Below are 11,307 nucleotides of genomic sequence, written 5' to 3' on the forward strand. Positions count from 1 at the left end.
CGCCGCGGACCGGATGGCATCCGGCACCGCACCCATGAATTCCCCACCCCAATCCGGGTCGCGACCGCGATCCGGCCACGCAGTCCGCACGACCGCACCACCCATCGAAAGGATTCTCCGATGCAACGCAAGCGTCTCTCCTACTGCCGCCTCTCGTACTGCCTCGCCGCCCTGCTCGCGCTGGGCAGCCTCGGCGCCGCCGACGTCCGCGCGCAGGACACGCTGAAGATCCCGCGCGCCTCGGCGCCGCCGAAGCTGGACGACTACGTCGCCGGCCTGCCGGCGGACCGCGGCATCGAGATCTCCGAGTTCAAGCAGCAGTCGCCCGGCGACGGCAACCCGGTCTCGCTGGAGACCCGGGCCTATCTGTCCTACGACGAAGACCACCTCTATGTGGTGTTCGTGTGCAAGGACGACCCCGAACTGGTGCGTGCGCGCATCGCCCGGCGCGAGAACATCTTCGGCGACGAAGGCGTGCAGATCCTGCTCGACACCTTCGACGACGACCAGCGCGCCTTCGTGTTCGCGGCCAATCCCTACGGCGTGCAGCTCGACAGCAAGCTCACCGAGGGCCAGGGCTACGACTACAACTTCGACACGCAGTGGAAGTCGAACGGCACGATCACCAAGGACGGCTACGTCACGGTCTTCGAGATTCCGTTCAAGAGCCTGCGCTTCCGCCCGGGCGAGAAGCAGAACTGGGGCGTGGCGATCGGCCGCATCATCCCGCGCTTCAGCGAGTTCTCGTACTGGCCCTACATCACCCAGCGCAAGCAGGGCTTCGTGCAGCAGTTCGCGCCGATGGAGATCGACAGCAGCATCTCCCCGGGCCGCAACATCAGCCTCACCCCCACCCTGACCTACCGCAACCAGGAACTGCTGGGCCGAGACCGCTTCGGCGTGCCCGGCATCCGCCGCGAGACCGAGACGGAAGTCGGCCTCGACGCCAAGTTCGTGATCCGCGACGCGCTCGCGGTCGACCTGACCGTGAACCCGGATTTCGGCGAAGTCGAATCGGATGCGCCGCAGGTCATTGTCAACCAGCGCTTCGAAGTGCGCTTCCCGGAAAAGCGCCCGTTCTTCCTCGAAAACTCGGGTTTCTTCGGCACCCCGCAGTCGCTGTTCTTCTCGCGCCGCATCGTCGATCCGGAATACGGCGCACGCGCCACCGGCCGTTTCGGCCGCTGGGCGGTCGGCGCGCTGGCGATCAACGACGAAGCCGCAGGCCTGCCGCTGGGCACCGACGACACCGGTCACATCGGCGTGCTGCGCGTGCAGCGCGACTTCGCGAAGCAGTCGAACGTCGGCCTGTTCCTCAGCGACCGGCGCGTCGGCGATGTCGAGAACCGCGTCTACAGCCTCGACAGCCGCGTGCGCCTGAACGACAACTGGGCGCTCACTGGCCAGGTCGTGGGCAGCCGCTTCGACAACGGCGCCGGCATCAGCGGCGACGACCGGCTCCTGTACGCAGCCGCCAGCCGGTCGAGCCGCGAATGGAGCTACGAAGGCGAGTACCTGGACATCGGCGAGGATTTCCGCGCCGACCTCGGCTTCATCCCGCGCACCGACATCCGCCAGACCACGCATTCGCTGTCCTACCTGCACCAGTTCAGCGAACGCCCGTGGCTGGTCAGCGCCGGCCCGGTGTTCGCGACCTCGCGCACCTGGGACCAGGACGGCGACCTGCAGGACTGGAGCGCCGAAGCCGGCTACCGCATCAACGGCCGCCGCCTGACCTCGTTCGAGGCGCGCCTGATCGAGTCCTACGAGCTGTACCAGGGCTTCGATTTCCGCAAGCGCAACATCAGCCTCGCGGCCAGCTCCGACTGGTTCAAGTGGCTCAGCGCCTCGGTCAGCTACAACCATGGCGACGCGGTGAACTTCTTCCCCGCGCCGGGCGTCGACCCGTTCCTCGGCGACTCGCGCCAGCTGGTGACCTCGGCGGACTTCAAGATCACCCCGCAGTTCCTGATCAACCAGCAGTTCATCTGGACCGACCTGCGCACGCAGCGCGCGATCAACGGCAACGACGCCGGCAGCCGCGCCTATCGCAGCACGCAGTCGCGCACCAAGATCCGCTACCAGTTCAGCAAGTTCCTCGACGCACGCGTGATCTTCGACTACGCCGCGCTCGATCCGAACAACACGCTGTTCGCGGCGCCGCGCACCAAGCGCCTGACCACCGACTTCCTGGTCAGCTACGTGCTCAGCCCGGGCACCGCGCTGTACGTGGGCTACACCGAGCAGGAGCAGAACCTGCGCCTGGTCGGCAGCCCGCCGGTGATCCAGCCGACGGAGGGCCTGAACCTGAAAACCGGCAAGCAGATCTTCATGAAGCTGACCTACCTGTTCAACCTCTGATCACGGGGCGCAGCCCCCGCATCGGAACGCACGCGGGCCGGCATTCGCCGGCCCGCGTCGTTTCGGCAACGCATCGCCTGCACGATGCGACAAGCCCTACTTGATCCGCTGCTTCTCCAGCTTGCGCGCCAGCGTGCGCCGGTGCAGGCCGAGGCGGCGCGCGGCTTCGGAAATGTTGAAGTCGCTCTGCGCCAGGGTCTCGTGGATGTGCTCCCACTCCAGCGTCTTGATCGAGGTGGTGCGCGCGGTCAGCTCGACGCCCGCATCGCCGGCCGTGCGCTTGAACGCGGCCTCGATGTCGTCGGTGTTGGACGGCTTGGCGAGGTAGTGGCGCGCGCCGAGCTTGATCGCCTCGACGGCGGTGGCGATGCTGGCGTAGCCGGTGAGCACGACGATGACGATGTCGGGATCGTGCTCGTGCAGGTGCTGCACGCAGGTCAGCCCGGACGACTGCCCGGCCAGCTTGAGATCGACCACGGCGTGCGTCGGCGAGAAGTCCGCGAGCAGCGCAGGCAGGGCCTCTTCGCCGGTGGCGGTGCGCACCGCGTAGCCGCGTCGCTCGAACGAGCGCGCGAGGGTGCGGGCGAAGGATGCATCGTCCTCGACCAGCAGCAGGCGGCGTTCAGTCGTCATGGTCGCGCTCCTCGATGGCGATCGCGGACATCGGCAGGGTCACTGTCACCAGGGCGCCACCCTGCGGGCGGTTCTGCGCCGACAGGCGCCCGCCCAGCGTACGGGCCACGTTGACCGAAAGGAAGAGTCCCAGCCCGCCACCCGGACGGGCCTTGGTCGAGTTGTAGGGCGCGCCCAGGCGCTCCAGCACTTCGGGCGCGAAGCCGGGGCCGGCATCGGCAACCTCGATGCGCAGCGCGCCATCGCGGCAGTCGACATCGAAGGCCACCCAGTCCGGCGAGACCTCCACGGCGTTGTCGAGCACGTTGAACACCATCTGGCGCAGGCCCGCATCCGACACGATGCGCGGGTTCTCGGCGCATTTCATCCGGTAGTGGAAATGGCCGACGCTGCGGGAGGTCCGCCACTCGTCGGCCAGGTCGTCGAACAGGTCGTGCAGGCACGTTTCGACCGGCGCTTCGCCACGCGTTTCGCCCGCCGACAGCAGGATGTTGGTGACGATGGACTTGCAACGCATCACCTGGGCCTGCATCTCCGACACGTCCTGCGACAGCTCCGGATCGGAGGCGAAGGTCGGCAGGTGGTGCCAGTCGCCGAGGATGACCGAGAGCGTCGACAGCGGCGTGCCCAGTTCATGCGCCGCGCCCGAGGCGAGCAGGCCCATGCGCACGATGTGCTCCTCCTCGGCGGCGCGCTGGCGCAGCTCGGCCAGGCGCGCGTCGCGGTCGCTGAGGATGCGCGCGATGCGGGCGATGAACACCACAAATAGCGAGACCACCAGCACGAAGCAGATCAGCAGGCCCTGCACGTAGTGATCGGCGAAGCCGCGCGCAGGGTCGACGTCGATGTGCACCGGCGCGGGCACCGCGATCAGCCCGACCACGCACAGCACGGTCGCCAGCGCCAGCACCCAGCTCGCCGGCGGACGCAGCAGCACGGTGCCGAGTGCGACCTGCAGCAGGAACAGGAAGACGAAGGGGTTGGCGATGCCGCCGCTGAGGTGCAGCTGCACCGCCAGCGTGACCACGTCCACCATCAGCGCGATGAGCAGCGCCGCATTCGACACCGGGCCATCTCGCCACCAGCGCAGCTGGCTGGCGAGGTTGAACGCCACGAGCGTGCCCAGCACCGCGAACATCGCGGGCAGCGGCAGGTCGATGCCGATGCCGTAGTGCACGACGAGGATGGTGACCACCTGCCCGACCACCGCGATCCAGCGCAGCTGGATCAGCTGCTGCATGTTGCGCAGGCCGGTGCGGTCCTGCGGCCACGCCTCGGGCAGACCCCGCAGGCCTGCGATGGCGAGCTCGTCGGATGGCTCAGCGGTGCGGGATGGCGCCTGCATGGTGGAAATCTCCTCGCGGGCCCCGATCTTGCCGGAAACGCCGCCCGGACACGACCAGTCGCCAGGTCGCGAACGCGGTGAGCAAGGCCATGCCGAACCAGGTCAGCGCATAGGACAGGTGGGGATCGCGGAAACGCACCACGGTCATCCCGGCGCGCGGCCAGCGGGCATCCGTGGCGACCCCGGGCCCGGCCGTGGAGAAGGCATCGACGAAGTACGGTGCGACCTCGGCCGCCGGCAGCGTGCGTGCGCGGGCGATCTCCGCCACGTCGCGGGAATACCAGCGATCCGAAGCCGGATCGTTGCGGCGCAGGAAGCCGCCCACGGGCTCGCTGATCCGCAGCAGGCCGGTGATCGTGACCGATCCGGCCGGCGGCGGTGCGGCCTCAACGCCCTGCGGGACGAAGCCGCGATTGACCAGCACGATGTCGCCGCCGTCCGTGCGCAGCGGCGCCAGCAGCCAGTGGCCGGCCCCGAGCGCGGTGACCGCCTGCGTGCGCACTTCGGGCACCTCGACGAAACGCCCGGACAGGATGACGCGCCGATAGGCGTCGCCCTCTTCGCTCACGCCGGCCCAGGCCGTGCGCGGCGGCGGCGCCACGGGTTCGGCCGCGAGGCGTGCATCGACCCGTTCGATCAGCGCCTGCTTCCAGGTCATGCGCTGCAGCTGCCAGACACCCAGCGCGATGAACCCGACGAACGCCACCGCGAGGGCTGTACCGAGGACGACCGACCACGGCGAACGCGCGCGGTCGCGGCGATCGGTGGCGGTGCCTTCGGTGGCGCGGTCGACGGTCATTGCGCGGCCTTGATCATCTCTTGCATGTCGTGCTCGCCCGGCATCATGTTGCTGTTGAGGTGGTGCATGACCCACAGCGACCCGGCGAGCACGATGATCACCAGCACGGCGGTGAAGACCAGGGCCAGCAGGTTCCAGCCGCCCTCGGACTTGGTGTTCATGTGCAGGAAATAGACCATGTGCACGACCACCTGCACCGCCGCGAACAACAGCAGGACCACCGCCGCGACGCGCGAGTCGGAAAAACTGCCGGTCATCACCAGCGCGAACGGGATGGCGGTGAGTACCACCGACAGCACGAAACCGTTGATGTACTCGCGCAGCGATACATGCGGAATGCCGTCGTCGTGGTGCGCATCGTCTTCGTGGTGCGCGTGAAGGTCGCGCATGGCGTCGCTGTTCGCGGAAGCGTTGTTCATGGGAGCGTGCCCATCAGATAGACGAAGGTGAAGACGCCGATCCAGACGACGTCGAGGAAATGCCAGAACATCGAGAGGCAGGCGATGCGCCGCATGTTGGCGCGGGTCAGGCCATGCTTGCGGACTTGGACGCACAGCACCACCAGCCAGACCACGCCGAACAGCACGTGCAGGCCGTGGGTGCCGACCAAGGCGAAGAACGCCGACAGGAAGGCGCTGCGCTGCGGACCGGCACCGAGGTGGATGAGGTGCGCGAACTCGTAGATCTCGATCGCGAGGAACGCGACACCGAGCAGGCCGGTCGCGAGCAGCCAGCCGATCACGCCGCGCACCCGGCGGCCCTGCATCGCGATCATCGCGAAGCCGTAGGTGATCGACGACACCAGCAGCACCGCCGTGTTGACCGCGATCAGCGGCAGCTCGAACAGGTCCGCGCCGGAGGGGCCCGCCGCATAGTTGCGCCCCAGCACGCCGTAGGTCGCGAACAGGCAGGCGAAGATCATCAGGTCGCTGAGCAGGTATATCCAGAACCCGAGCAACGTGCCGTTCTCGGGATGATGGCGACCCTCCGTGTCCAGGAAGACCGGGGTGCCGTCGGGGCGGTTCAGGGCGATGGACTCAGACATGGGAAGCCCTCAGCTGCTCGGTGCGTGCCTGCTCCGTGGCCGCAACTTCCTCGGCAGGAATGTGATAGTCGCGGTCGTAGTCGAAGCTGTGCCAGATGGCATACGCGACCAGCGCGATCAGGGATGCAGCGGCCAGCCACCAGAGGTACCAGATCAGGGCGAAACCGCAGGTGGTGGCGAGCAGCGACAGGATCACACCCGAGCCCGTGTTCCTCGGCATGTGCACCGGCAGGAAACCGCTGGTCGGACGCTCGAAACCGCGACGCTTCATGTCCCACCAGGCGTCGCTGTCGTGCACCACCGGCGTGAACGCGAAGTTGTAGGCCGGCGGCGGCGACGAGGTCGACCATTCCAGCGTGCGGCCATCCCACGGGTCGCCGGTGTGGTCGCGCAGCTGCTCGCGGCGGCGGAAGCTGATGTAGATGCAGAACAGGAAAGCAGCGATGCCGATCGCGATGAGCACGGCGCCGAACGCGGCGATCTGGAACCAGATCTGCAGCGACGGATCCTCGAAGTGGCTCATGCGGCGGGTGACGCCCATCAGGCCGAGCACGTACAGCGGCGTGAACGCGAACCAGTAGCCGGCCAGCCAGAACCAGAACGAGACCTTGCCCCAGAAGTCGTCGAGCTTGAAGCCGAAGGCCTTCGGGAACCAGTGGGTCATCGCCGCGAACAGGCCGAACACCACGCCGCCGATGATCACGTTGTGGAAGTGCGCGACCAGGAACAGGCTGTTGTGCAGCACGAAGTCCGCCGGGGGCACCGCGAGCAGGACGCCGGTCATGCCGCCGACGACGAAGGTGATCATGAAGCCCATCGTCCACAGCATCGGCACTTCGAAGCGGATGCGGCCGCGGTACATCGTGAACAGCCAGTTGAAGATCTTCGCGCCCGTCGGGATCGAGATGATCATCGTGGTGATGCCGAAGAACGAGTTGACGCTGGCGCCCGAGCCCATCGTGAAGAAGTGGTGCAACCACACCAGGTACGAGAGCACGGTGATGCACACGGTCGCGTAGACCATCGACGAATAGCCGAACAGGCGCTTGCCCGAATAGGTCGACACGATCTCGGAGAACACGCCGAACAGCGGCAGGATCAGGATGTAGACCTCCGGATGACCCCAGATCCAGATCAGGTTCACGTACATCATGGCGTTGCCGCCGAGATCGCTGGTGAAGAAGTTGGTGGCCAGGTAGCGATCCATCGTCAGCAGCGCGAGCACGGCGGTCAGCACCGGGAACGAAACCACGATCAGCACGTTGGTGCACAGCGAGGTCCAGGTGAACACCGGCATCTTCATCAGGGTCATGCCCGGCGCGCGCATCTTGATGATGGTCACCAGCAGGTTCACGCCCGATAGCAATGTCCCGACACCCGCGATCTGCAACGACCAGATGTAGTAGTCCACGCCGGTCGATGGACTGAAGGCCTTGCCCGACAGCGGCGGCATCGCCAGCCAGCCGGTGGCGGCGAACTCGCCGAAGAACAGCGACATCATCACCAGGCCGGCGCCGCTGGCGGTCATCCAGAAGCTGAAGTTGTTGAGGAAGGGGAACGCCACGTCGCGCGCGCCGATCTGCAGCGGCACCAGGTAGTTCATCAGGCCGGTGACCAGCGGCATCGCCACGAAGAAGATCATGATCACGCCGTGCGCGGTGAAGATCTGGTCGTAGTGGTGCGGCGGCAGGTAGCCGAGGTTGTCGCCGAAGGCGATCGCCTGCTGCAGGCGCATCATCAGCGCGTCGGCGAAACCACGCAGCAGCATCACCAGGCCGAGCACCATGTACATGATGCCGATCTTCTTGTGGTCGATGCTGGTGAACCACTCCTTCCACAGGTAGCCCCACAGCCGCTGTTTCGTGATCACGGCGAGCAGGGCGATGCCGACCAGCATGGAGCCGATGAAGGTCGCCATGACGATGGGATCGTGCAGCATGGGGATCGCATCGAACGACATGCGTCCGAAGATCGGCGAGTGTTGGACGGCGGCGCTGTCGATGGACATCGGGGTGGACATCTGGGTGAACATCGTGATGTTCCGGAAGCGGATCGGTGACGGAAGAATCTGGAGCGGATCGTGCGAAGACAGGCGCGTCAGGGCGCCATCAGGCCACCGAGCACGGGCGACATCGCGGCGCGGCGCGCGGTCTCGGGCGTGCAGACCTCGGCGGAGACGTAGGCGCCGAGGCGCGGATCGCCGCGACGCGGCGTCCCCAACGTGCCGAGGCCGTCCATGCCCAGGCCACCACCGGCATCGATCGCCATCATCTGGTCCATGCACAGGCGGTCGGTGTCGACGCAGCGATTGAGGATCGCCTTGTACAGGCCGTCGTCGACGCGCGCGAAGCGGCGCACGGGCTCGCGCTTGCTCGGCTTTTCAAGCTCCAGGTAGGCCGCGCGGGTCAGCGCGCCCTCGCCGGATTTCGCATCCGCAACCCAGCGCTGGAAATCGGTCTCCTGCAAGCCATGGAATCGGAAGCGCATGTGCGAGAAGCCCGCACCGCTGTAGTTCGCGGAGAAACCCTCGTACTCACCAGGTGCATTGATCACCGCGTTGAGCTTCGTCTCCATGCCAGGCATGCCGTAGATCATCCCGGCCAGCGCAGGCACGTAGAAGGTGTTCATCACCGAGGACGAGGTGATCTTGAACAGCACCGGGCGGTCGACAGGCACGGCGACCTCGTTCACCGCCGCGACGCCCTGCTCCGGATAGATGAACAGCCACTTCCAGTCGAGTGCGACGACCTGGATTTCCAGGGGTTCGACGTGCGCCGGCACCGGCCGGCCTTCGGCGATGCGATCCAGCGGACGATACGGATCGAGCAGATGCGTGCTGATCCAGGTCACCGCGCCCAAGGCGATGATGATCAGCAGCGGCACGCCCCAGATCACCAGTTCGAGCTGCGTGGAGTGATCCCAGTCCGGCGCGTAGGTCGCGCTGCGGTTGGATGCGCGGTAGCGCCAGGCGAACCACAGCGTCAGCGCGATCACCGGCACGATCACGATCAGCATCAGCAGCGTGGCGACCACGATCAGGTCGCCCTGGCGGCTGGCGATGTCGCCGGCCGGGTTCAGCACCACCAGGTCGCAGCCCGACAGCAGCATGGTCGCCGCCAGCAGGACGGTCGGCATGCGCAAGGCGCGCAGGATTTTGGGCAGGGAAGTCATGGCGGACATGGATCGCAGTCGTTTTTGATCGACGTCAATGTAGTCCCGCACCGTTGGCCCGAGTATTGGACGTTTTGTCCTATCCCCTGCGCGCCCCGGTTCTGTCAGGCTTTCATCCGGAAAGACCCCGACCCACACCCGAGAGCCGCCTCCGATGTCCACCGTCACCGGCCCCACCGCCTCCACGCACGACCACGGCACGCGCGCCCATCCCGACGTCGCACCGGGCGAAATCGCCGTCGGCGTCGTCGTTGGACGCGCCTCGGAATACTTCGACTTCTTCGTGTACGGCATCGCGTCGGCGCTGGTGTTCCCTGCCGTTTTCTTTCCGTTCATGGACAGGCTCGAAGGCACGCTCTATTCGTTCGCGATCTTCGCGCTGGCCTTCGTCGCGCGCCCGCTGGGCACGATCCTGTTCATGTCGGTGCATGCGCGCTGGGGACGCGGCGCGAAGCTGACATCGGCGCTGTTCCTGCTCGGCACCGCCACCGCCGGCATGGCCTTCCTGCCCGGCTACGCCACGCTCGGCACCACTGCCATCGTGCTGCTCGCGCTGTTCCGCGTGCTGCAGGGCATCGCGCTGGGCGGTTCGTGGGATGGACTGCCGTCCCTGCTCGCGCTGCATGCACCGAAGGAACGCCGCGGCTGGTACGCGATGCTCGGCCAGCTCGGCGCGCCGGTCGGCTTCATCGTCGCGGCCAGCGTGTTCGCCTTCCTCTACGCCAGCCTTGAAGAGCGCGACTTCCTCGCCTGGGGCTGGCGCTATCCGTTCTACGTGGCGTTCGCGATCAACGTGGTCGCGCTGTTCGCGCGCCTGCGCATCGTCGTCGCCGAGGAATACCAGGGCCGCATGGGCGAACTGGAGCTGGAACCGACGCCGGTCGGTGAATTGTTCCGCGCCAAGGGCCAGCACGTGGTGATCGGTGCGTTCGCGGCGCTGGCCAGCTACGCGCTGTTCCACATCGTCACGATCTTCCCGCTGTCGTGGATCCTGCTGTTCTCCGAGCAGTCGATCGTCGACTTCCTGCTGGTGCAGATCCTGGGCGGCTTCGTCGCCGCGGGCGGCATCGTCGCGTCCGGCCTGATCGCCGACCGCGTCGGCCGCGCGCGCACGCTCGGCGGGCTGGCGATCGTCATCGCGATGTTCAGCGGCTTCGCGCCGACGCTGATGGAAGGCGGCAAGATCGGCCAGGACGCCTTCATCCTGATCGGCTTCGCCCTGCTCGGCCTGTCCTATGGCCAGGCCGCCGGCGCGGTCACCGCGAACTTCGGCCGCCGCTACCGCTACACCGGTGCCGCGCTGACCTCCGACCTCGCCTGGCTGATCGGCGCCGCCTTCGCACCGCTGGTCGCGCTCGGCCTGTGCGCCTACTTCGGCCTCGCCTGGCTCGGCGCCTACCTGCTCTCCGGCGCCATCGGCACGCTCGCTGCGCTGGGCATCAACCGCGCGCGCAACTTCAAGAGCTGAAGCGCCGGCTGGCGGTCTCGGACATCAGGCATCCAATCTCGAAACAGCATCGATTACGGCACGCCCAGCGCATCCCAGCGCTGGACGAGCCCGAGCAGGTGCGCCAGCCCGTAGACCAGGCACACCGCAGAACTGATCCAGACGAAGCGCGCGGTGCGGCCGTTGTTGATGAGCGTGAACGGGCCGAGCACGGCGCGCAGCAGGTAGACGGCGGTGATCGCCGTCAGCACCGGGCGCAGGAACGGCAGTGGCGCGATGGCACCCGCACCCGAGAGCGCGTAGGCCGCCCAGCCCAGCAGCACCATGCCGATGCACGCAGTGACGACAGCCGGGTACAGGCTGCCGGCCTCGGCGGCACGCACGACGCGGTTGCCCGCGCCGAACAAGTGGTAGGCGCGCGGTCCGACCAGAATGATGACCAGGTGCATCAGCGCCGCTGCGGCGGTCAATCCCGCTCCGATCATCAAGGCGGGATTCATCGCGCC

The 11,307-nt window shown here is 67.1% G+C and carries 10 protein-coding genes; 2 read left to right on the forward strand and 8 right to left on the reverse strand.

Annotated elements, in window-relative coordinates:
• Positions 1-120 precede the first annotated feature (120 nt).
• Complete coding sequence (locus ACFQ0E_RS18345) at positions 121-2,361, forward strand: carbohydrate binding family 9 domain-containing protein (protein WP_386826338.1); 2,241 nt, start codon at positions 121-123, stop codon at positions 2,359-2,361.
• Positions 2,362-2,457: 96 nt separating this feature from the next.
• On the opposite strand, the gene ACFQ0E_RS18350 is transcribed toward ACFQ0E_RS18345, so the two are convergent.
• From ACFQ0E_RS18350 to cyoA, 7 genes are all read right to left on the reverse strand, one after another.
• Positions 2,458-2,994 carry a response regulator transcription factor gene (locus ACFQ0E_RS18350; RefSeq protein WP_386826340.1) on the reverse strand — a complete coding sequence of 179 codons (537 nt, stop codon included), beginning with the start codon at positions 2,992-2,994 and terminating at the stop codon, positions 2,458-2,460.
• On the reverse strand, positions 2,984-4,339 hold the full coding sequence (locus ACFQ0E_RS18355) for an ATP-binding protein (protein WP_386826342.1): 1,356 nt from the start codon (positions 4,337-4,339) through the stop codon (positions 2,984-2,986). Before ACFQ0E_RS18355 ends, ACFQ0E_RS18350 begins: the two co-directional genes overlap by 11 nt.
• Positions 4,314-5,138 (reverse strand): SURF1 family protein, encoded by an 825-nt coding sequence (locus ACFQ0E_RS18360; protein WP_386826344.1) that lies wholly within the window; start codon positions 5,136-5,138, stop codon positions 4,314-4,316. Before ACFQ0E_RS18360 ends, ACFQ0E_RS18355 begins: the two co-directional genes overlap by 26 nt.
• On the reverse strand, positions 5,135-5,557 hold the full coding sequence (gene cyoD, locus ACFQ0E_RS18365; RefSeq protein ID WP_386826346.1) for a cytochrome o ubiquinol oxidase subunit IV: 423 nt from the start codon (positions 5,555-5,557) through the stop codon (positions 5,135-5,137). Before cyoD ends, ACFQ0E_RS18360 begins: the two co-directional genes overlap by 4 nt.
• Positions 5,554-6,183 (reverse strand): cytochrome o ubiquinol oxidase subunit III, encoded by a 630-nt coding sequence (gene cyoC, locus ACFQ0E_RS18370; RefSeq protein WP_386826348.1) that lies wholly within the window; start codon positions 6,181-6,183, stop codon positions 5,554-5,556. The genes cyoD and cyoC overlap by 4 nt, the downstream gene beginning before the upstream one ends.
• Complete coding sequence (gene cyoB / locus ACFQ0E_RS18375) at positions 6,176-8,155, reverse strand: cytochrome o ubiquinol oxidase subunit I (RefSeq protein ID WP_386826467.1); 1,980 nt, start codon at positions 8,153-8,155, stop codon at positions 6,176-6,178. The genes cyoC and cyoB overlap by 8 nt, the downstream gene beginning before the upstream one ends.
• Positions 8,156-8,280: 125 nt before the next feature.
• Positions 8,281-9,354: a ubiquinol oxidase subunit II gene (cyoA, locus tag ACFQ0E_RS18380; protein WP_386826349.1), complete on the reverse strand. Its 1,074-nt coding sequence runs from the start codon at positions 9,352-9,354 to the stop codon at positions 8,281-8,283.
• Between the two features lie 154 nt (positions 9,355-9,508).
• On the opposite strand from cyoA, the gene ACFQ0E_RS18385 reads away from it, so the two are divergent.
• On the forward strand, positions 9,509-10,822 hold the full coding sequence (locus tag ACFQ0E_RS18385) for an MFS transporter (RefSeq protein WP_137851969.1): 1,314 nt from the start codon (positions 9,509-9,511) through the stop codon (positions 10,820-10,822).
• Positions 10,823-10,875: 53 nt separating this feature from the next.
• On the opposite strand, the gene ACFQ0E_RS18390 is transcribed toward ACFQ0E_RS18385, so the two are convergent.
• Entirely contained in the window at positions 10,876-11,301 is a 426-nt protein-coding gene (locus tag ACFQ0E_RS18390) for a hypothetical protein (RefSeq protein ID WP_386826351.1), read from the reverse strand.
• Between the last annotated feature and the right edge of the window lie 6 nt (positions 11,302-11,307).

Source organism: Lysobacter brunescens, assembly GCF_042677005.1.
In the GTDB taxonomy this organism is placed as follows: domain Bacteria; phylum Pseudomonadota; class Gammaproteobacteria; order Xanthomonadales; family Xanthomonadaceae; genus Lysobacter_I; species Lysobacter_I brunescens.